We start from the raw sequence: 21,155 nt of genomic DNA, 5'->3' as shown, positions 1-21,155 counted from the left end.
GGGAATGCTAGCGGTAGCACCGGGACGGCGTGCCCGCCGAACCAGGTCGACTTCCGGACAGCGGGGCCCCTGCGTGCTAAGCGGAAGGCGCACATGCGCGGAGAAGAGTCAGCGCGATACGTCCTTGCAGGTGAACTTGACGCGGATGCGCGGAGCCCGAGTGCGCGCCTAGTCTCGGCACTAATGATCTTGGCAGTTGGTCACGTGAATGAGGCCTGCCGCCACGGGTCTCATCGCCACTCCCGGCGGCCGAGCCGTTCCCGCCGGAACGGTGACGCGTCAGCCGGACGCATGCGACATGACCCACCCTGAGCGAGGTGTAGGAGCGGAACATGACCAGGACGCCGACCGTGGCAATCATCGGTGCCGGCCCACGTGGCACCTCACTGCTCGAACGTCTCATCGCCAACGCCGCCGAGTGCGCGCCGGACCGCACGATCGCCGTCCACGTCATCGATCCTTATCCGCCTGGAGGCGGTCGCATCTGGCGGTCCCAGCAGTCACCGCTGCTGTGGATGAACACCACGTCCGACGACTGCACCATGTTCACCGACGAGACCGTCGCATGCGAGGGTCCCGTCGTCTCCGGGCCCACGCTCGTCGCATGGGCACAACAGCTGGCCACGGGCTGCCTGTCGGCGCCACCGGGATTCCGGCCCGCTCCCTCCACGTCGGCCGAGGCGGGGAGGATGCGGGACAGCTGGTTCACCACTCGCCGGACGCAGAGCGATTATCTGTCGTGGGTGTTCCGGCAATCGGCGCAGAACGGCATGCCCCAGGTGCAGGTCCGTTCACACGTGGGCCGGGCCGTCGATGTGCACGACCTTCCGTCAGGCCGGCAGCGCGTCGTCATGGCGGACGATCTTCCCCCGGTGGACGCCGACGTCGTACTCTTCGCACAGGGCAACGTCGATGTCGCGCCGAACGCGGAAGAGGTGCGTCTGACGGAGTACGCGGCCGCCCACGACCTGTGTTACCTGCCATCGGGATCGACCGAGGATCATTGCTTTGACCGGATACCCGCCGGCGAACCGGTGATCGTACGCGGGCTCGGCCTGTGTTTCATCGACACCGCCGTGCTGCTGACCTCCGGTCGCGGCGGCACATTCCACCGTGACGACTCCGGTGAGCTGCATTACCGGCCATCCGGTGCGGAACCCGTCCTCTTCGTGGGCTCGCGGCGCGGCGTGCCGTACTGGTCGAAGATGGGTTACAGCCTGCCCGGACCGGCCCCGGAGCCGTTCGGTCACCTCGACGCCGCGGCCGTGGCCGCACTCGGCGACCGCCCCCTGGACTTCGCCATGGACGTCTGGCCGTTGATCGCCCGTGAAGTCACCCACGCGGGCTATCGCGAGCTGGCCGAGTCGCACCCGGAACTCCTCGACCTCGACGCTCGCCAGTTCCTTCACCGCCTCGACACCCTCGATTGGGATGGACCGGCGCTCAAGGAGCTGGTCGATCAGGCGGTGCGGTTCGACGAGGACCGGATCGACCTGGCGGAGACAGCCCATCCGCTGGCCGGTCGCCACTTCCCCGACCTGGGTTCCCTGCAGAGCTGGATGATCGATTACATCGCTGCCGGAGTGCGGCGCGGGCGCGATCCTCGCCACAGCGCGAGCCTGGCGATGCTGCACGGTCTGAGCTCCGCCTTCTCCAGCCTGGTCGCGCTGGTCAACCAAGAAAGACTCTCTCCCGCCGCATGGGAGCACGATCTGCCCACGTTCCTCGATCTCTGCCGATTCCTCACCAGCGGACCGCCTGGACAGCGGCTGGAGGAGCTGCTCGCCCTGACCCGTGCCGGTGTCGTCAGATTCCTCGGTGCCGAGATGACGGTGAGCACCCACGGGGGGCTCTTCCACGCGCGGTCCTGCAACGTGAGCGTATCGATCACCGCCCGATCCCTCATCGAGGCCCGGCTCCCGGAGCGGACGATGCTTCGCGTGAACGACCCATTGCTGGGCAAACTCATCCAGCGCGAGGAGATCAGGGAAGAGTCTCGGCCGGCCCCCGGCGGCGGCGACCGGTATCCCGCTGGTCTTGTCGACACCGCGGGTCTCATCGACACCGATTCCCTGCATCGCCTCAAGCGCGCCGATGGAACCCCCCACCGGAGTCGCTTCGGGGCAGGAATCCTGTTTTCGGGCAGTGCGCTGGCATCCGGCCGGTTCCCGTCCCCGCGGAGCAATGACGGATTCTTCCGGCAGAACGACACAATCGCTCGTGCCGCGCTCCAGGAACTGTGTCGAGCCGGTCAGGGCGAGCATGAGGACGAGTCTTGCCACGGCCAACCGTAGAGATCCGGTTCTGGCGCGGTGGCCGGCCGCTGTCATGACTCGATCGGCTTGTGGCCGTTCGAGTTCAGCGTCGAGGAGTCACGGGGAGGCAAATATCTGACGGCTGTGTATTGTGCCCTGGTCTAGGGGACGAGGGGATCCGGATGACCATCGCCGAAAAGGTGCAAAACACCGAAGCCAGCGCGATACCGCGTCCGCGCGGATCGGAGGAATCGCCCGCGGCGCAGCCGTTCGCCGGCGGCCGGCTCTACATCCTCGACGGCCTGCGGCTGGTCGCCGCGCTGATGGTGGTCATCTGGCACTTCGTGGGGGCGAACTCGTCGGAGGCGTACGGCGAGCCCACGAGCTCGCTGTTCCCGGCTGTCGTGTGGAAGCTCGCCCACTACGGCTGGACCGGCGTCTACCTCTTCTTTCTGATCAGCGGATTCGTCATCTGCATGTCCGCGTGGGGCCGGCCGCTCGGAGACTTCGCCGCGTCACGGATCACCCGGCTGTTTCCGGCGTACTGGTTCGCCGTGCTGCTGACCAGCGCGGTCCTGTGGCTCGCACCGATCTTCAACGGCCGACGCAAGCCGTCGGACACCGTGTCGAACCTGTCGATGTTCCACGAGCTCCTGGGCGTACGCCCGATCGACCCGGCGTACTGGACGCTGCTCGTGGAGATGCAGTTCTACCTGCTGTTCGCGCTCATCGTGGCCAAGGGCCTGACCTACAAGCGGGTGGTGACCTTCTGCGTGGTCTGGACGCTCGTCTCACTGGCGGCGTTCGCCTACTCGGTGCCGGGCGCGGCCGCGCTGGCCCCCAAGTTCTCCAGCTTCTTCGTCGCGGGCATCGCCTTCTACCTCATCTATCGGTTCGGATCGTCACTGCTGCTGTGGGGCATCGTCGGCTTCTCCTGGATCATCTGCATGAACCGGCTCATCAGGCTGTCGGCCGGGAACTACAGCGCCAACTGGCGGCCCGCCTCGGTCGCCGTGACGCTCTTCTTCGTCCTCGTCGCGCTCATCGCCCTGCACAAGTTCGACTGGGTCAGATGGAAGGCTCTGGTCGCGGCCGGTGCGCTCACCTATCCGCTGTACCTGGTGCACCAAGAGATCGGCCTGACCCTGATCAAGGGCTTCAGCGGGCACATCGCCCCGATCCCCCTGCTGCTGGGCGTCATCGCGGTCGTCCTGCTGCTGGCGTACCTGATCCACCGCCTTGTGGAGAAGCCGGTCGCTCGGCTGCTCAAACGCGGACTGGCGAGCTCTCTGGCCCAGCTGCGCCGGGGCTGACCGCGACAAGGTCGCGAACCGCCGATCGGCACATGGTTGGTCGCGCACGACGGTCGGACCCGCGCCGAGACCGATACCACCGGGACAAGAGGGAGCGACAGCACGCTACCGGGCGGAATCGAGCTGTACGGCGGTCCTGATCAGGCTGGCCAGGGCCGGTGAGCGGCTGTGCGTGGGCCAGGCGATGTGTGTGACGACAGGGGGCGCGTCGGTCAGCGGGACGGCGGCGTGCTCGGACCACAGCCAGGCACGCGCGGACTCCGGCACGACCCCGACGGTACGGCCCAGGGCGACCAGTTGGGCCAACTGCGTCTGGTCGTGGATCTCGGGGCCGGGGCCGGGCGCGTAGACGCCGTGTCTGGGCCAGCGTGCCGGTGGGAGGTCGGGGAGGTCGCTGATGTCGGCCATGGACAGGGTTTCGCGCGCGGCGAGGGGATGTCCGGCGGGCAGTACGGCGAGCTGACCCTCGGTCATGAGTTCCTCGCTGTCGAACCCGGCGAGGGAGTTGTACGGCACGTGCATGAGCGCGACGTCGGCGCTGCCGTCGCGCAGCCGTGCTTCCTGGTCGCACAGGCGGCATTGCAGGACCTCGACCTCGGCGGCGTCGGGCTGGGCCGCGTAGGCGTCGAGGAGCTTCTGGAGCAGTTCGTGAACTGCGGCGGTCTTCACCGCCAGCACCAGACGGCTGCGCGCACTGCCCGGGTTGTCGGCTCCGCCGGCGCGGCGGGTCCGGCGGGCGGCAGCGGTGGCCGCGTCGAGTGTTGCGCGGCCCTCGAACAGCAAGACTTGTCCGGCATCGGTCAGCGCGACGCCACGGCGGTTGCGTTCCAGCAGGCAGACGCCGAGGCGCCGTTCGAGTTGCTGGATCGCGCGCGACAGCGGCGGCTGGGCCATGCCTAGGCGTTCGGCGGCCCGGCCGAAATGCAGCTCCTCGGCGACGGCCACGAAATACCTCAGCTCGCGGGTCTCCAAGGCGTCCACGACCACAGCGTACGCCGGCGATACCCACCGGGTATGACAGCGAACCTGATCGGTGTTGGCCGGCGCGTCCGCCTGGGAGCGAGGCTGGACGGCATGAACGAAACGAAGATCGCGCTCGTCACCGGCGCGAACCAGGGAATCGGATACGCGATCGCCACCGGGCTCAGCGCCCTCGGCTACCGCGTGGCCATCGGAGCGCGGGACGCGGGCCGGCGCGAGACCGCCGTCGAGAAGCTGCGCGCCGCTGGGGCCGACGCGTTCGGTGTGCCGCTGGACGTCACCGGCGACCGGAGCGTCGCGGACGCCGCGGAAATTATCGAGCGGGAGGCCGGTCGGCTGGACGTGCTCGTCAACAACGCAGGCATCTCCGGACAGCTGGGTGCGGACTGGGCGCAGGACCCGACCACGCTCGACCTCGATCTGGTCCGCACGGTCGTGGAGACGAACGTCATCGGCGTGATCCGGGTGACGAATGCGATGCTCCCGCTGCTGCGGCGCTCGCCGTCGCCGCGCATCGTCAACATTTCCAGCAGCGTCGGCTCCGTGACTCTGCAAGCCGACCCGGACATCGAGATCGGTCCGGTCATGGCTGCCTACGCGCCGTCGAAGTCGTTCCTCAACGCCGTGACCGTCCAGTACGCTCGGCGGTTCGCCGATACGAACATCCTGATCAACGCCACCTGCCCGGGCCTGGTCGCGTCCGCCTTCACCGGCTTCCACGGCTCGCGCACCCCCGAGCAGGGCGCGGCCACAGCGATCCGGCTCGCCACGCTGCCCGACGACGGCCCGTCCGGCGCGTTCTTCGACGACGAAGGCGTCGTCCCCTGGTAAGGATGATCTCTGGTGGTCTACGTCGGATCGGCCCGAAAGCCGATTGTCACCGCTGTCACCGCCGACCGCTGGCCGGAGCGACCGCCCGCCCGTATGCTTCATGTATGCAGACGAGCATGCGTGTGTCGCCGGAGAACCGGGATGCGCTGGCGCGCATCGCCGCCGACGAGCTGGGTGGCGCGAGCCTGGACGAGGCGTTGCGCGTGCTGATCTGGCAGCACCAGGCCATGGCTGCTGTCGCGCGGTTGGAGGCTGACTCGGAGGCGCTGGCCGAATATCAGGCTGAGGCGCGCGAGTGGGCAGAGCTGGACACGGCGGTGGTTGAGTGACGCCAGCGCGTCGGCCGCAGGTGGCACCGTGGCAGGTGTGGTGGATGCAGTTCAACCCGCAAGTCGGTCACGAGCAGGCCGGAGAGCGGCCTGCGATCGTCGTGGGGTCGGCGCTGGCCTGCTCCCTACCCAACGGGTTGGCGTTAGTCGTGCCGTGTACGACCACGGACCGGCAGTTGGTGTGGCAGCCCGCGGTCACTCTCGCCGGGCGGGCCGGGTTCGCGATGTGCGACCAGGTCAAGGCGGTGTCCACAGACCGGCTCGTGCGCCGGCATCAGGCAGTGTTACGCAAGGCGGAGCGTGAAGCGATTGCGTTCGCGCTGCGGCAGCTCGTCGCGACCCCATGACGCGACGGCTGAGCGGCGGAGTTTGACCACCGTGGTCGGCACCACGGTCCCGGCCGACCATGAGCGCAGAAACTTCGGAACGTATAAACTGCTCCCCGTTGGGTCGGCTGGCCATAGCGGCTGACCTGCCGATTGGATGACAAAAGAGCCATCGGGCGCTACGCATGGTCTTGACTGCATGGCCCATGCCGTATCGGGCGACAGGTTGGTCCATGATCTGGTCCGGCGCCAGGCACACTATCGCGGAGGCTCAGGGGCGACCCTGGAACGTTGTGTCATCGACCGTCGTCTCCACCGCCGGCCCAGCTTCACAACGAGCGCCGCGCCGGTCAGTACGATGAGCCCCAGCACGACGTAGGCCCAGTTCTGCGCTTGCCATGGCGACGGCGTCAGCTGTGGGCCATCGAGGGTCCACTGCTCCAGTGCATTGCGGGGATAGCTCGGGCACCCGTACCCAGCCGCCCGCAGTGGCAGAGTCTCGGGGCTCTGGCCGGCCGGGAGACGCACGATGGCGCATGAGTTGTCCGCGTCGTTGGTAACCGACAGGACCGGAGCGCCTTGCCGCCACGCGATGAGGTTCGGTCGATCTTCCCGGCCACGGACCGCCTCGTCCGTGACCGTTCCGGTGTCGACATCGAGATGTTGCAGGTGGAACCGCTGCCGGGCCGGCCGGTCAGGGGTGGGCCCGTCGCAGGACGGCGACGTAAGGCATCCCTCGATGAATGTGAGGATCAGTTGGTTGCCATCCGGCGACCAGGCGGCGCTGCCCGCGATCTGCTGCCGCTCGCCGAGCGGCACCGCACGTTGCACGGCGCCGGTCGCAACGTCCAGGATGAGCAGCTCCTTATTTTGTGCGTCGCGGCCGACGGTGATGGCCACCCGGGTGCCGTCAGGCGAGAACGCCGCCCGGAAGACGTCTGCCTCAGCCACGTGGACGACCCGTAGGCTGCCGTCCGGCACGCTGACGATGACTATGTTGTCCAAGCGCGTCGAATCGTTGATCCGCTCACCGTTCGGGCCGGTGGTTGGCACTACGTCGTCCTGCCCGATAACGGCGACGGCGCTTTGGCTGTCGGGCGACCACACGGCTGGCCAATGTGACGAGACGGCAGGACTGAGCTTGCGGGACTGCCCGGTGACCAGGTCGACAAGGTTGTCGCCCAGGAGGTAGCGGCCGTCCGGCGACAAACTGCCCATCAACTCGCCGGGGTCGAGGTAGACCAGCCGGAAGGAGTCGTCCCGGCCCACGACCACCAGCGACGTATCCAGATCGAGACTGTGCCCTGTCTCGAACACAAGCTTCGCCGGCCCGTTCGGATCCTCGCTGAACGTCTGCTGCCACAGGTAGGGCTGGGCGGCCCAGGCTGGCAGCGTACGGTCGTCAGTACCTGCGAACTGCGACCAGGTCGCATTCGGCGACGGCAGCCACATCGCGGTCATACTCACCAGCAGGCAGGCAAGAATCCCTGCGGCCCGGCGCCGCCAGCGGAGGCGACGTCCGCGCCGCCACAGGTCCGCCGGCATACGCAGGCTGGGAGCCTCGCCGGCGAGATCAACCAGAACTCGATGCAGCGTTGTAGTCATTTCGGCACCTCCTGCAGGTCAGCCAGTTCGGGGGCGACGGCACGTAGGCGGGCCAGCGCATCACGAGCCTGGCTCTTCACGGTGCCTGTCGACACACCCAGGACCTGTGCCGTCTGCGCTTCGGTCAAGTCCTCGAAGTAGCGCAGCACCAGCACGGCCCGCTGTCTGGGGGCCAGCTTGGCCAGCGCCTGGCGAACGGCGATCGCCGTCGTCGTCGGCCCGTGGGGGTCCGCCCCGGCGACCTCCGGCACGGCGGCGACCGGCAGCGGCTCCCGTCGCCACCTTCTCCACCAGGAGACATGCTGGTGGTACAGGACGCGCCGCACGTAGGCGTCCGGGTTCCCGTCCGCGACGATCTGTTCCCAGCGGGAGGCAACCTTGGCCAGCGTCTGCTGAACCAGGTCCTCCGCCAGATACGAGTCGCCGGTCAGCAGGAACGCCGCACGCACAAGCGTCCCCAGGCGCGCGTGCACGTATTCCCGGAACGAATCCGCAGGACCGGCGTTCATCACTGGCACATCGACATCACTGGCACATCTCATACACGCGCAGAAGGCGACCGTTGGAGGGGCGGCTTGGGTGCTTGTTGAAAAGCCGGTCAGCCAAGGCCGCCGGCAGGTACGTGGCGATCACTGCCGTTCAGTGCCGGGGCTCGGCCTCGCCGCAGACGGGGCATCGCATCGGCCCGCGGACCGACCAAAGCCCAGTTGACTGTCGCAACCAGCGACGACGACCTAGCCGAAGCACCTGGGTTTCTGGCGTGGCCGTGGATGTGGTCGAAGGATTCGGCGTGCGCCCGAACCACTCCAGAATCTCCAGAATGGATTCTGCTCGCGCTGTCGCCAGACGCCGTGCCCGCTCGCCGTCAACGGCGGCGATGTCGTAGCCACACTCCAGCTCAGCTGGCTCGCGCACATCTCAGTTCATCACGAATCGGGATATCGCCGGCGTGACACGCGCATCGGCGAACTGGGCACAGTCGCGGCAACCTGTTCCCAGGTCAACTTGCCAAGCGACGATGTTTCCGCAGCTCAGCTGCGCAGTAAGAGCGATCCAGAAATTGGATATTAGCTACTTACCAGTACAAAAAAGTGCCCCCGGCAGGATTCGAACCTGCGCCCCCGCCTCCGGAGGGCGGTGCTCTATCCCCTGAGCTACGGGGGCTCAGCGACCGACAAAGAGTAGCAGGTCGCCTTCGCGGTGCCGAATCGATACCCGCGTCGGCCGTTCGGATGACAAGGTGTCACGCCCGCCATCGAGCTGCCGTCGTTTGACCTGATCCCCTCCGTCCCAGGTCGGGGCGACGATGTGGCGTTGACTCACCTGTCCATCCCCTGGAGGAACACCCATGCGCCTCGTGCGGCCTCTCCTCACCGTGGCGATCGCCGCGCTGGCCGGCGTTGCCTTCGCCGGTCCGGCGCACGCGGACGCGACCGTGCCGCTGAACCAGACCAAGAATGACAAGACAGTCCTGGCCAGCACGTTCCCCTCGCGGGAGTGCGAGGACAAGGACAAGCGGATGGCTCCTCGCACTGCGGGCGAGGACGGCTGGCACTTCGTCCTGCCGGGCAACGGCGGGGAGTTCGTCAAGATCACATTGACGTTCAAGAACTTGAGTGGCAACACCGTCGTCGTCGAGATTCCGGACGCGGACGACAGCCCCTACAAGAACGACTTCTACGATGCGGGTGACGACGGCAAGCACGCGTACCTGTTCACCCCGGCGGGCTGGACGCTGACCGCGGGTTCGGCGGTCATCACCAACGGCGCGGACTTCTTCACCCTGAGCCACACCTGCGGGGGCACGCCCGACACCAGCACGCCGACGCCGGGCGGCCAGACGCCCACGCCAGGCGGTCAGACGCCCACGCCGGGCGGCCAGACCCCGACGCCGGGCACGACCCCGGGCGGCCCTGGTGTGACGCCGTCATCGTCGGGACAGCCGGGCCTGCCGGTGACCGGCGCGGCCGTGACGGTCGTCGCCTCGGTGGGCCTGGCGCTGGTCATCGGCGGGGCGGGGACGCTGTTCCTGGTGCGCCGTCGCCGCGATCTGCCGACCGAGGTCTGATCGCCGGGTCGGCCTGATGCCGGAACGCTGAGATGAGGAAGGGCCCCGCCGGAACTCCGGCGGGGCCCTTCTCTGTTGTACGCCCTCAGCGCTTGGCGAGGGTGGTCTGCAGTTGCTGCATCTCCGAGATCTCCAGCTGCTGGCGGGCCTTCATGCCCTTGGCCAGCCAGAGCACGTCGGGATCGTCGGTCTGGGTCAGCACGGCGTCGACCATGTGCACGCCGCCCAGGTGATGCTTGATCATCATCTCCAGGAACAGGCGGTCGGCGTCCTTGCCGGTCGCGTTCTCCAGTGCCGTCATCTCCTGCGCCGTGGCCATGCCGGGCATCAGGTTGCCGTTGGTCAGGGCCTTGTCGCCGTCGGGCATCCAGGCCATCGGCTTGGCGTCCGAGTTGATGTTGAGGCCCCAGTCCCGCAGCCACTGGCTCATGATGCCGATCTGGGCCTGCTGGGTCAGTGCGATGTCCTCGCCGATGATCCGCACCTCGTGCGCGTTGCCCCTCTTGGCGGCGAGCATGCCCATGGCCACGGCCTGGGCATGGTGCGTGCTCATGTCGCGCGCGAAGCCGGCGGCGGCCGAGTCGTCGGCCGGCGTGCCGGCCGACGCGAGCCGGGTGACGCCGAACCCGATGGCGAGCCCGACCAGCAGCGCGAGCGCCACGGAGAGGGCCAGCCCTCGCGTGCTGAACCGAGGGCTGTTCCCCACGTCCGTCATGGTGCTCCCGTCAGCCTTGCTGCTGCTGCTGCTGCTGGAGGGCGGTGGCCTGCTCCTCGGTCAGCGGCTTGTCGCCGGTGGCGGTGTTGCCGCCCTGGCACGTCGCACCGGGCTCCTGGGTCGCGTTGACGCGCAGCGCACCGATGAAGTCGTCGATCCGGGGGTCGCTCGCGTTGTCGACCTTCAGCTGGTACGACCAGGCCTGCAGGGAGATCGGCTTGTCCAGGTCCGCGACCGGGCTCAGCAACATCATCTCCTTGCCCTCGACCTTGGCGGCCAGCGCGGCCACCTGGTCGGCGGGCAGGTCCTTGCGGTACGTGATCCAGACCGCGCCGTGCTCGAGGCTGTGCACCGCGTGCTCCTTGGGGATGGGCGCGTCGTAGACATTGCCCATGCACTGCTGCCACACGTAGCTGTGGGTGCCGCCGACCGGCGGGTTCTGCTCGTACGTCTCCGGGTTGTACGTGTGGTTGCTCTTGAGCTCGGTCGTCACGTGCGTGATGCCGTCGATGGCGCCGGCCCGCGTCTTCCAGTCGTAGCCCGCGCCGCCCGGCTTGAACGCCGCCCAGGCGCCCCAGCCGATGATGCCGACCGCGATGATGCCGACGGCGGCGAACATGGCGATCGGCCCCCAGTTGCGACCCTGGTTGACCTTGATCGGCGTGATCGGCTTGCGGGGGCCGCCGCCCTTGCCACCCTTGGGCGGGGTCTTGCCGCCGCCGGTGGTGGTCTTGGTGCCGGGCTTGGCGCCGGCCGCGGGCTTGCCGCCGACCTTCACAACATTGGGGCGGTGCTGCTCCCCGCCTTGCGTGCTGATGCTCATCGTGGTGTCCGTCACATCGAGGGGTGGGCGCGCCCGCCGTGCGGTGGGACGCAGAGGGCCGAAGTCTACCCGGTTAGCATGGCCGGGTGACTCCTGCGAATATCGCCGATGCCGTCCTGACCGCCGCAAAAGCCGTCTTCGCGGCCCGCGGCCTCGATCTGGCCGCCCTGCCGGCGGCGGCGGCGGTGGAACGTCCGCGCAACCTGGAGCACGGGGATTACGCCACCAACCTGGCCCTTCAGGTCGCCAAGAAGGTCGGCGAGAACCCCCGCGAGCTCGCCGCGGCCCTCGCCGAGGAACTCAGCAAATTCACAGGGATCGCTGCGGTGGAGATCGCCGGTCCGGGCTTCCTGAACATCCGGGTGGACGCGGCGGCGGCGGGCGAGCTGGCCCGCCTGGTGGTCACCCAGGGCCCGGGGTACGGGCATGGCACGGCGCTGGCCGGGCTGCGGCTGAACCTGGAGTTCGTGTCGGCGAACCCGACCGGCCCGATCCACCTGGGCGGGGTGCGCTGGGCCGCGGTCGGCGACGCGCTGGCGCGGCTGCTCAAGGCGGCGGGCGCGCAGGTCACCACCGAGTACTACTTCAACGACGCCGGCTCGCAGATCGACCGGTTCGCCAAGTCGCTGCGGGCCGCGGCCCGGGGCGAGGCGACGCCGGAGGACGGGTACGGCGGCGCGTACATCGCCGAGATCGCCGAGGCGGTCCAGGCCAAGCACCCCGGCGCCGACGACCTGGAGACGTTCCGGGTCGAGGGCGTCGAGCTGATGTTCGCGCAGATCAAGTCGTCGCTGAACGAGTTCGGCACGCATTTCGACGTGTACTTCAACGAGAAGGACCTGCACACCAAGGGCGAGCTGGACCTGGCTCTGGAGCGGCTGCGCGCGCAGGGCCACCTCTACGAGGCCGACGGCGCGACCTGGCTGCGCACCACCGACTTCGGCGACGACAAGGACCGGGTGCTGCGCAAGAGCGACGGCGAGTGGACCTACTTCGCCGCCGACTGCGCCTACTACCTCGACAAGCGGGACCGCGGCGCGGACCGGGTCGTCATCATGCTGGGCGCGGACCACCACGGCTACGTGGGCCGGATGCGCGCCATGGCGGCCTGCTTCGGCGACGACCCGGACGTCAACCTGGAGATCCTCATCGGGCAACTGGTCAGCCTGGTCCGCGACGGCCAGCCGCTACGGATGAGTAAGCGCGCGGGCACGGTGGTCACGATGGAGGACCTGGTCGAGGCGATCGGCGTGGACGCCTCCCGGTACGCGCTGGCCCGCTACAGCAGCGACTCCCCGATCGACATCGACGTGGACCTGTGGACCCGGGCCACCCGCGACAACCCGGTCTACTACGTGCAGTACGTCGCCGCCCGCACCGCGAGCGTGTCCCGCAACGCCGCCGACCTCGGGCTGACCCGGGACTCGGCGGAGTTCGACCCGGCGCTGCTGGCCCACCCGAAGGAGCTGGAGCTGCTCAAGGCGCTCGGCGACTACCCGACCGTGGTCAAGGGCGCGGCGGAGCTGCGCGAGCCGCACCGGGTGGCCCGCTACCTGGAGGACCTGGCGGGCGACTACCACCGCTTCTACGACGAGCCGGCCTGCCGCGTGCTGCCGCACGGCGACGCCCCGATCGAGCCCGGCAACGTCGCCCGGCTCTGGCTCAACGACGCGACCCGCACCGTCATCGCCAACGGCCTCGGCCTGCTCGGCGTGACCGCCCCTGAACGGATGTGACCCGCATGAGTGAGCGCAGCGAACGAATCATGAGGCTCAGGGCTGTGCCTCGTGCGACGAACGCGCGGAGCGGGTTCGTCGCATGAGAGCTCATGAGGCAGGCGCCCTGCACGGCGACTTCGGGCACCAGGGACCTTCCTGGCTGCGTACGCCCGCTGATGTGAACGAGCTGATGGCGCCGCTGTGGCCGCGCACCGCCCGCAAGGACGACGACGGTGTGCTGCAGGTCGGCGGCCGGGACGTGGCGTCCCTGGCGCAGGAGTTCGGCACCCCGGCGTACCTGCTCGACGAGGAGGACTTCCGGGCCCGCTGCCGCGACTTCAAGCAGGGCTTCGCCGGGGCGGACGTGTACTACGCGGGCAAGGCGTTCCTGTGCCGGGCGATCGTGCGCATCCTGGTCGAGGAGGAGATGAACCTCGACGTGTGCAGCGGCGGCGAGCTGGCCACCGCGCTCGCGGCGGGCATGGACCCGGCGCGGCTCGCACTGCACGGCAACAACAAGTCGGTACGCGAGCTGACCCGCGCCGTCGAGGCCGGGGTGGGCCGGATCGTGGTCGACTCGTTCGACGAGATCGAGCGGCTCGCCGCGATCGCCCGCGAGCGCGGGGTCCGCCCGCGCGTCATGATCCGGGTGACCGTCGGCGTGGAGGCGCACACCCACGAGTTCATCGCGACCGCGCACGAGGACCAGAAGTTCGGCTTCTCGCTGGCGGGCGGCAAGGCGTTCGAGGCGGCCCGGGTCATCCTGGAGCAGGACACGCTGGAGCTGCGCGGCCTGCACTCGCACATCGGCTCGCAGATCTTCGACACGTCGGGCTTCGAGGTCAGCGCCCGCCGGGTGCTCACGCTGCAGGAGCGCATCCGCACCGAGCTGGGCGCGGAACTGCCCGAGCTGGACCTGGGCGGCGGCTTCGGCATCGCGTACACCAGCCAGGACACGCCCTCGCCGGCCGGTGATCTGGCCGAGCGGATGTTCAAGATCGTGGCGGACGAGTGCCGCGGCCTGGGCATCGCCCAGCCGCACCTGTCCGTGGAGCCGGGCCGCGCCATCGTCGGCCCGTCGACCTTCACGCTGTACGAGGTCGGCACGGTCAAGCCGCTCGACGGACTGCGCACGTACGTGAGCGTGGACGGCGGCATGAGCGACAACATCCGCACCGCGCTGTACGACGCGTCGTACTCGGCGACGCTGGCGTCGCGTGCGTCACAGGCGGAGCCGATTCTTGCCCGCGTGGTGGGAAAACATTGTGAGGCCGGGGACGTGGTGGTGAAGGATGAATTCCTGCCCGCTGACGTCCGGCCCGGAGATCTTATCGCGGTGCCGGGAACCGGCGCCTACTGCCGGAGCATGGCCAGCAACTACAACCACGTGCCCCGGCCGCCGGTGGTGGCCGTGCGCGACGGGCAGGCACGGGTGATCGTGCGCAGGGAGACCGAGGACGATCTCCTGGCGTTGGACGTGGGGTAGGGCGCATCAGCGCCCTGTCCAGGTGAGCGTTACGGGAGACGAAGTGGCTGACTCGGTCAAGGTGGCGTTGCTGGGATGCGGCGCCGTCGGCTCGGAGGTCGTACGCCTGCTGCACGAGCAGGCCGACGACCTCACGGCGCGTATCGGCGCACCCGTCGAGCTGGTCGGCATCGCCGTCCGCAGAGCGGGCCGCGACCGCAGTGACCTGCCGGTCAAGCCGGACCTGTTCACCACCGACGCCCTCGGCCTGGTCAAGCGGGACGACGTGGACGTGGTCATCGAGGTGGTGGGCGGCATCGAACCCGCCCGCACCTGGCTGGTCGAGGCGCTGCGCTCGGGCAAGAGCGTGATCACGGGCAACAAGGCCCTGCTGGCCGAGGACGGCGGCAGCCTGCACGACGCCGCCGCCGAGGGCGGCGCGGACCTGTACTACGAGGCGTCGGTGGCGGGCGCGATCCCGCTGCTGCGCCCGCTGCGCGAGTCCCTGCACGGCGACCGCATCACCCAGGTCACCGGCATCGTGAACGGCACCACGAACTTCATCCTGTCCGCGATGGACGCCACGGGCGCGGGCTTCTCCGAGGCTCTCGAAGAGGCGACCGCACTGGGCTACGCCGAGGCCGACCCGACCGCCGACGTCGAGGGCTTCGACGCCGCCGCGAAGGCCGCGATCCTCGCCAGCCTGGCGTTCCACACCCGGGTCCGGGCCGCCGACGTCTACCGCGAGGGCATCACCGAGGTCAGCGCGGCCGACGTGGCCAGCGCCAAGGCGATGGGCTGCACGATCAAGCTGCTGTGCATCGCGGGCCGCACCGCCGACGGCGGCGTCAGCGTGCGCGTGCACCCGGCGATGATCCCGCGCACCCACCCGCTGGCCGGCGTCGGCGAGGCGTTCAACGCGGTGTTCGTCGAGGCCGAGGCCGCCGGGCAGCTGATGTTCTACGGCCGCGGCGCGGGCGGCGCGCCCACCGCGAGCGCCGTGCTCGGCGACCTGGTCGCCGTGGGCCGCAACCGCCTGGCCGGGGTGCGCGCCGCCAGCGAGTCCGCCTACGCCGACCTCGCCGTCCACCCGATGGGCGAGGTCAGCACCCGCTACCACGTCTCGCTCGACGTGGCCGACCGCGCCGGCGTGCTGGCCGCGGTCGCCGGCGTCTTCGCCCGCCACGACGTCTCCATCGCCACCGTCAACCAGTCGGGCCGCGGCGACGAGGCCAGCCTCGTCATCGTCACCCACTCCGCCCCCGACAGCGCCCTCGCCGCCACCGTCGCCGAACTCCGCACCCTCGACTTCGTCCGCGCCGTCGCCAGCGTCCTCCGCGTGGAGTTCTAGCGCGGCCGCCGCAGGCCGGCCGCGCGCCGTCGATCATGAACTTGTGGACGTGTTCGGCGGCGTGTCACCACCGTGGGACCGTGATCGACCTCTAGGTTGGCGCGGGCCCGGCGGTGGCCGCGCGCGGCGAGGGTGGGGTGCCTGTGGGATCGACGTCCCGGAGGGTGGAACCTGAGTGGTGGCGACGGCGGCGAGACGGCAAGGTACTCGATGACACTCGGTAAGGAGGCCAGCATGTGGCGTGGGTTGATCGAGCAGTACCGGGACCGGCTGCCGGTCACGGCCAAGACGCCCGTGATCACGCTGCACGAGGGCAACACTCCGCTGGTGCCCGCCCCCGTGCTGTCCGACCGCACCGGGTGTGACGTCTACCTGAAGGTCGAGGGCGCCAACCCGACCGGCTCCTTCAAGGACCGGGGCATGACGGTGGCCGTCTCCACCGCCGTCGAGCACGGCGCGAAGGCGATCATCTGCGCGTCCACCGGCAACACCTCCGCCAGCGCCGCGGCATACGCCGCCCGCGCCGGGATCACCTGCGCGGTGCTCGTGCCGCAGGGCAAGATCGCCCTGGGCAAGCTGGCCCAGGCGCTCGTGCACGGTGCGAAGCTGCTGCAGGTCAGCGGCAACTTCGACGACTGCCTGGCGATGGCGGGCAAGCTGTCCCAGGACTACCCGGTGGCGCTGGTCAACTCGGTGAACATCGACCGGCTGCACGGCCAGAAGACCGCCGCGTTCGAGATCGTCGAGGCGCTCGGCGACGCGCCGGACATCCACTGCCTGCCGGTCGGCAACGCGGGCAACATCAGCGCGTACTGGATGGGCTACAACGAGGACGTCGCCGCGGGCAACGCCACGAAGGCCCCGAAGATGTACGGCTTCCAGGCCGCCGGCTCCGCCCCGATCGTCAACGGGGCGGTCGTGGCCAACCCGTCGACGATCGCCACCGCGATCCGGATCGGCAACCCCGCCTCGTGGACCAAGGCCCTGGACGCGCGTGACGCCTCCGGCGGCCTCATCGACGCCGTGACCGACCGCGAGATCCTCTCGGCATACCGGCTGCTGGCCCGCGAGGTGGGCGTCTTCGTCGAGCTGGGCTCGGCGGCGAGCGTGGCGGGCCTGCTGCAGGCGTCCGCGGCCGGCAAGGTGCCGCCCGGCTCGCGCATCGTCTGCACGGTGACCGGCCACGGTCTCAAGGACCCGGAGTGGGCCATCTCGACCGCGCCCGCCCCGACCACCATCGGCAACGACCCGCTGGCCGCGGCCCGCGAACTCGGCCTCGCCTGACCCGTGCGCCCCGAGCCATCGGGGCGCACGTCACAGCGTGCCCGCGGTCCGTGAGATCGCTCTCAGGTGTACGGTGCCTACGTGCTCAGGGTCCTTACGCGTAGCGCCGACTTCCGCCGCCTGTTCCTCGCCGAGGTCATCGTCTTCGGTGCGGACTGGTTCGTCATGGTTCCGCTACTGGTGCTGCTCAACCGGGAGACGGGCCAGGGACTGTGGGGCGGGCTGGCGCTCGCGGTGGAGACGGGCACGGTCGCGCTGCTGCTGCCGTACGCGGGCACCATCGCCGACCGGTTCAACCGCAAGCACATCCTGATCGCCTCCAACCTGTCCGCGCTGGTCGCCGTCGGTGGCCTGTTCCTGGTGCGCGGCCCCGGCGCGGGCCCGATCGCGCTGGTGGCGCTGGGCGCGCTCGCCGCGGCGAAGGCGTTCTACACCCCGGCCGCCAACGCGGCGGTGCCGAACCTGGTCGACCCCGCCGACATGGGCCCGGCGATGGCCGTCAACGGCACCGCGTGGGGCACCATGACCGTGGTCGCCTCGTCGCTGGGCGGCCTGGTCACCGAGTGGCTGTCGCCGTACGCCTGTTTCGGCCTGGTCGCGGTGAGCCTGGTGACCTCGGCGCTGCTCACCTCGCGGATCAAGCGGCCGACCCAGGACGCGCTGCCCGCGGTGTCGCGTCCCGCGTTCGCGGCGATCCGGGAGGCGATGGGTTACCTGCGCCGCGACCCGCGGCTGCTGGCCCTGGTCACCGTGAAGTCGGCGGTGGGCACCGGCAACGGCCTGCTGGCCACGTTCCCGCTGATCGCGGCGACGTTCGGGGTGGGCGCGCGCGGGCTGGGCCTGATGTTCGCGGTGCGCGGCCTGGGCAGCGTGGTCGGCCCGTTCCTGTTCCGGGCGGCGCTGGCCCGGCCGCACTGGCTGTTCCCGGCGCTGGCGCTGTCCATGTCGACCTACGGCCTGGTCTACCTCGGGGTGGCTGGGGCGGCCTGGTTCCCGCTGGTGCTGGCGGGCATCTTCCTGGCGCACGCGGCCGGCGGCGGCAACTGGGTGATGTCGAACTACGCGATCGCCCAGGAGGTGCCCGACGAGCTGCGCGGCCGGGTCAACGCCACCGACACGATGATCGCCATGCTCGCGGTGACCGCGTCTCAGCTGGTCGTGGGAACGTTCGTGGACTCGGTGGACTGGCGGGTGCTGGTCGCCTGCTGCGGCGTCACCACGCTGTCGTACGCCGTGGGCTGGTTCCTGGTCACCCGGCGCATCCCGGTCCAGGTCCCGGCGGCGGCGCTCGCCGACTGAGCCTTTCGGCGGCCCCGCGCCCGAGGCTTGACAGGTGCTGCTAGCTTGGTGATATCACTTCGATATGAGGAGGCCGCCATGCAGCGTAAAGCGTTCCGGGTTTCCGGGTTCATCATGGTCGTCGTGGCGCTGCTGGTGGCGGCCGCAATGATCGCCGTCATCGCCGCGAACGCGGGCAAGCCCGGCACCGAGGGCGTCATCGGTCTGGCCGTCGCGGTGGGCACGCTGCTGCTCGTGCTGATCGCGACCGGATTCATCGTGATCAGCCCGAACGACGCCCGGGTCGTCCAGTTCTTCGGCAAGTACGTCGGCACGATCGGCGAGCCGGGTTTCCACTGGACCTGGCCGATGACGGAGAAGTCGAAGATCTCCAAGCGGCTCCGGAACTTCGAGTCCAACCGGCTGAAGGTCTCCGACGCCGACGGCAACCCGGTCGAGATCGCCGCGGTCGTGGTGTGGCGGGTCGTGGACACCTACGCGGCCAAGTTCGCCGTGGACGACTTCGTGCACTTCGTCGAGGTGCAGGCGGAGACCGCGGTGCGGCACCTGGCCACCAGCTACCCGTACGAGGCGCACGCCAGCGGCCGGACCAGCCTGCGCGACAGCGCCGCCGCCAGCGAGGAGCTCACCGCGGAGCTGCGCGAGCGGGTCACCCTGGCGGGCGTCGAGGTGGTCGAGTCACGGATCACCCATCTCGCCTATGCTGCGGAGATCGCGCAGGCGATGCTGGCCCGCCAACAGGCACAGGCCATCGTCGCGGCGCGGTCCACCATCGTGGAGGGCGCGGTCGGCATGGTCTCCAGCGCGCTGGAGCAGCTGCGCGAGCAGGGCGTGGTCGAGCTGGACGAGGAGCGTAAGGCGCACATGGTGTCGAACCTGCTGGTGGTGCTCTGCGGCGACCGCAACGCGCAGCCCGTCGTCAACACGGGCTCCCTCTACTGAGGACGACGCGTGCCTGAGCGCAAGAAGCTGTTGCTGCGGCTGGATCCCGCGGTGTACGACGCGGTGGCCCGCTGGGCGGCCGACGACCTGCGCAGCGTCAACGCGCAGATCGAATACGCCCTGCGGGCGGCGCTGAAGTCGGTGGGGCGGCCGGTCGACCGCTCCACCGCCGCCATGTCCGCCGACGAGGAGCCGGACGGCGACTGAGCCGCCGTCCGTCCATGCCGGACTGCGGCGGGTGGCCGGAGGGGCTGCTACAGCAGGGATCCGGGGCCCACAATGGCGTTCTGCACCACCACCGGGGTCCGGCGGCGGCCGGCGAAGACCGCGGCGATCAGCAACCCCGTCCAGAGCAGGTGCATCGCCCAGGTGGCCAGGCTGACGACGGTGAGCATGGTGTACCGCCCTTCGCCGCCGCTCTCGAACACCATCCTGACGCCGGCCGACTGCCACCAGGCGTTGAACACGAAGGTCAGCGCGCCCAGCGCGGTCGCCGCCACGGTGAGGCCGGTGGCCGCGATGCCGAGCCGTCCGCGCATCACGAGGGCGGCGACCAGCGCGGCGATCATCATCAGCACGCCGACTGCCTGCGGCACGATGACGCCGAGCATCGTCATGTCGAACTCTTCCACAGATTCTCCCCAGGGGTGGACGACCCGCACACCGTATCGAGCGCCTGCCATCCGCGCGGGGCCGCCGGAATCCCTGCCGCACCTCCCGAGGAGTGGGCGGCCGGGGCACCGGACGGGCGGGCGGTGAGGCCCGCGGCCCTACCATGACGACCGTGACGATCTCCTTCGCGCCCGGGGCGTACACCGTCCATGCGCCCGCCACCAGCGCCAACCTCGGGCCGGGCTTCGACGCCCTGGGCCTGGCGCTCGACCTCTGCGACGAGGTCACCGCCTGGGTGGCCGACGACGGCAAGACGACCGTCGAGGTGACCGGTGAGGGCGCGGGCGAGCTGCCCCAGGACGAGACGCACCTGATCGTGCACGCGATGCGGGAGACGTTCGCCGAGCTGGGCGCCCAGCCCGCCGGGCTGGGCCTGCGCTGCGTCAACCGGATCCCGCAGGCGCGCGGCATGGGCTCGTCCAGCGCCGCGATCACGGCCGGGGTGACCCTGGCCAACGCGCTGGCCGGCGGGCGGCTGAGCCGGGCCGACGAGGTGCGCATCGCGGGCCGCATCGAGGGGCACCCGGACAACATCGCGCCGTGCCTGCTGGGCGGCTTCACCATCGCCTGGACCGAGGCGGGCGGGGCGCGGGCCGTCGCGCTGCCGGTGGCCCCCGAGATCCGGCCGACGGTGTTCGTGCCCGCCGTACGCGGCCTGACCGCCCACGCGCGGGCCGCGCTGCCGGCCACGGTGCCGCACGCCGACGCCGCCTTCAACGCGGGCCGGGCGGCCCTGCTGACCCACGCCCTGACCAGCGCCCCCGGCCTGCTCTTCGAGGCCACCGAGGACCGCCTGCACCAGGGCTATCGGGCCGCGGGAATGCCGGAGACCGCCGCGCTGGTTGCACATCTGCGTGCGGCCGGCGTCGCCGCCGTGGTGAGCGGGGCCGGGCCGAGCGTGCTGGCGCTTTCGCCCGTGCCGTCCGGTTTCCGGCCCGGGGGGAGTTGGTTGGCACACACTCTCGCGGTGTTCGCTGGTGGCGCCCGCGTTTCGGCGGGTAGGATCCCTGGTTAGAAACCGGGGCGTATCACCTGTCTTTTGCAGCATTTCAGACACGCCGAGTAGCCCGGTGTTGCCGCTGGTCTCAGTCGTTGATTACGCTCTAGGGCAGCACAGCCGCGAAGCGCCCGATCTTGCGGGGCGGCGTTACCGGAGCTCGGTTCAGACGGATACGTTA

At 69.8% G+C, this 21,155-nt stretch carries 20 protein-coding genes and 1 tRNA gene; 14 read left to right on the top strand and 7 right to left on the bottom strand.

The genetic code is table 11. The features are described 5' to 3' along the window. The first annotated feature begins 332 nt into the window (after positions 1-332). Both HAV39_RS25540 and HAV39_RS25535 read left to right on the top strand, forming a co-directional pair. Entirely contained in the window at positions 333-2,294 is a 1,962-nt protein-coding gene (locus HAV39_RS25540; protein ID WP_191841704.1) for an FAD/NAD(P)-binding protein, read from the top strand. Between the two features lie 143 nt (positions 2,295-2,437). Beyond that, positions 2,438-3,568: an acyltransferase family protein gene (locus HAV39_RS25535; protein ID WP_191841703.1), complete on the top strand. Its 1,131-nt coding sequence runs from the start codon at positions 2,438-2,440 to the stop codon at positions 3,566-3,568. Positions 3,569-3,673: 105 nt separating this feature from the next. Here HAV39_RS25535 and HAV39_RS25530 read toward each other — a convergent pair whose 3' ends face one another. Further along, positions 3,674-4,540 carry a LysR family transcriptional regulator gene (locus HAV39_RS25530; protein ID WP_203736091.1) on the bottom strand — a complete coding sequence of 289 codons (867 nt, stop codon included), beginning with the start codon at positions 4,538-4,540 and terminating at the stop codon, positions 3,674-3,676. Between the two features lie 102 nt (positions 4,541-4,642). On the opposite strand from HAV39_RS25530, the gene HAV39_RS25525 reads away from it, so the two are divergent. The 3 genes from HAV39_RS25525 (at position 4,643) to HAV39_RS25515 (ending at position 6,056) form a co-directional block, all read left to right on the top strand. After that, on the top strand, positions 4,643-5,380 hold the full coding sequence (locus HAV39_RS25525; RefSeq protein WP_191841701.1) for an SDR family oxidoreductase: 738 nt from the start codon (positions 4,643-4,645) through the stop codon (positions 5,378-5,380). Between the two features lie 104 nt (positions 5,381-5,484). Then, on the top strand, positions 5,485-5,709 hold the full coding sequence (locus HAV39_RS25520; RefSeq protein ID WP_120318294.1) for a hypothetical protein: 225 nt from the start codon (positions 5,485-5,487) through the stop codon (positions 5,707-5,709). Further along, positions 5,706-6,056, top strand: a complete 351-nt coding sequence (locus HAV39_RS25515; protein ID WP_342355589.1) for a type II toxin-antitoxin system PemK/MazF family toxin — start codon at positions 5,706-5,708, stop codon at positions 6,054-6,056. Before HAV39_RS25520 ends, HAV39_RS25515 begins: the two co-directional genes overlap by 4 nt. Positions 6,057-6,293: 237 nt before the next feature. Here the strand turns inward: HAV39_RS25515 and HAV39_RS25510 are convergent, their stop codons facing one another. The 3 genes from HAV39_RS25510 to HAV39_RS25500 all read right to left on the bottom strand — a co-directional run bounded on the left by HAV39_RS25510 (position 6,294) and on the right by HAV39_RS25500 (position 8,804). Further along, complete coding sequence (locus tag HAV39_RS25510) at positions 6,294-7,640, bottom strand: TolB family protein (RefSeq protein WP_191841699.1); 1,347 nt, start codon at positions 7,638-7,640, stop codon at positions 6,294-6,296. Next, positions 7,637-8,149 (bottom strand): SigE family RNA polymerase sigma factor, encoded by a 513-nt coding sequence (locus HAV39_RS25505; protein WP_191841698.1) that lies wholly within the window; start codon positions 8,147-8,149, stop codon positions 7,637-7,639. The genes HAV39_RS25510 and HAV39_RS25505 overlap by 4 nt, the downstream gene beginning before the upstream one ends. A gap of 583 nt (positions 8,150-8,732) precedes the next feature. Then, positions 8,733-8,804, bottom strand: a tRNA-Arg gene (locus HAV39_RS25500). Between the two features lie 184 nt (positions 8,805-8,988). Here HAV39_RS25500 and HAV39_RS25495 point away from each other — a divergent pair. After that, entirely contained in the window at positions 8,989-9,708 is a 720-nt protein-coding gene (locus tag HAV39_RS25495) for an LPXTG cell wall anchor domain-containing protein (protein WP_191841697.1), read from the top strand. An 85-nt stretch (positions 9,709-9,793) separates the two neighbouring features. Here HAV39_RS25495 and HAV39_RS25490 read toward each other — a convergent pair whose 3' ends face one another. Both HAV39_RS25490 and HAV39_RS25485 read right to left on the bottom strand, forming a co-directional pair. Further along, positions 9,794-10,423 carry a DUF305 domain-containing protein gene (locus HAV39_RS25490; RefSeq protein WP_191841696.1) on the bottom strand — a complete coding sequence of 210 codons (630 nt, stop codon included), beginning with the start codon at positions 10,421-10,423 and terminating at the stop codon, positions 9,794-9,796. A 10-nt stretch (positions 10,424-10,433) separates the two neighbouring features. Next, a complete protein-coding gene (locus tag HAV39_RS25485) occupies positions 10,434-11,246 on the bottom strand; it encodes a thioredoxin-like domain-containing protein (protein ID WP_191841695.1) in 813 nt (270 codons plus the stop codon). An 86-nt stretch (positions 11,247-11,332) separates the two neighbouring features. On the opposite strand from HAV39_RS25485, the gene argS reads away from it, so the two are divergent. The 7 genes from argS (at position 11,333) to HAV39_RS25450 (ending at position 19,512) form a co-directional block, all read left to right on the top strand. After that, complete coding sequence (argS, locus tag HAV39_RS25480) at positions 11,333-12,982, top strand: arginine--tRNA ligase (RefSeq protein ID WP_191841694.1); 1,650 nt, start codon at positions 11,333-11,335, stop codon at positions 12,980-12,982. An 82-nt stretch (positions 12,983-13,064) separates the two neighbouring features. Next, positions 13,065-14,450: a diaminopimelate decarboxylase gene (gene lysA / locus HAV39_RS25475; protein ID WP_191841693.1), complete on the top strand. Its 1,386-nt coding sequence runs from the start codon at positions 13,065-13,067 to the stop codon at positions 14,448-14,450. Positions 14,451-14,493: 43 nt separating this feature from the next. Then, positions 14,494-15,780 (top strand): homoserine dehydrogenase, encoded by a 1,287-nt coding sequence (locus HAV39_RS25470; RefSeq protein ID WP_191841692.1) that lies wholly within the window; start codon positions 14,494-14,496, stop codon positions 15,778-15,780. Positions 15,781-16,014: 234 nt separating this feature from the next. Beyond that, positions 16,015-17,064 (top strand): threonine synthase, encoded by a 1,050-nt coding sequence (gene thrC / locus HAV39_RS25465; protein ID WP_191841691.1) that lies wholly within the window; start codon positions 16,015-16,017, stop codon positions 17,062-17,064. Between the two features lie 81 nt (positions 17,065-17,145). Next, a complete protein-coding gene (locus HAV39_RS25460; RefSeq protein ID WP_191841690.1) occupies positions 17,146-18,363 on the top strand; it encodes an MFS transporter in 1,218 nt (405 codons plus the stop codon). Between the two features lie 78 nt (positions 18,364-18,441). After that, a complete protein-coding gene (locus HAV39_RS25455) occupies positions 18,442-19,305 on the top strand; it encodes an SPFH domain-containing protein (RefSeq protein WP_191841689.1) in 864 nt (287 codons plus the stop codon). A gap of 9 nt (positions 19,306-19,314) precedes the next feature. Further along, positions 19,315-19,512, top strand: coding sequence for a type II toxin-antitoxin system antitoxin (locus tag HAV39_RS25450; RefSeq protein ID WP_191841688.1), 198 nt, complete (start codon positions 19,315-19,317; stop codon positions 19,510-19,512). Positions 19,513-19,559: 47 nt separating this feature from the next. Here HAV39_RS25450 and HAV39_RS25445 read toward each other — a convergent pair whose 3' ends face one another. Continuing rightward, positions 19,560-19,937 (bottom strand): hypothetical protein, encoded by a 378-nt coding sequence (locus HAV39_RS25445; RefSeq protein ID WP_191841687.1) that lies wholly within the window; start codon positions 19,935-19,937, stop codon positions 19,560-19,562. Positions 19,938-20,089: 152 nt separating this feature from the next. Between HAV39_RS25445 and thrB the strand changes: the two genes are divergently transcribed. After that, positions 20,090-20,992 carry a homoserine kinase gene (gene thrB / locus HAV39_RS25440; protein ID WP_373311603.1) on the top strand — a complete coding sequence of 301 codons (903 nt, stop codon included), beginning with the start codon at positions 20,090-20,092 and terminating at the stop codon, positions 20,990-20,992. Positions 20,993-21,155 lie beyond the last annotated feature (163 nt).

Source organism: Catellatospora chokoriensis (assembly GCF_011297315.1).
GTDB lineage: Bacteria > Actinomycetota > Actinomycetes > Mycobacteriales > Micromonosporaceae > Catellatospora > Catellatospora citrea.
This window is presented reverse-complemented; position numbering and strand designations above follow the sequence as displayed.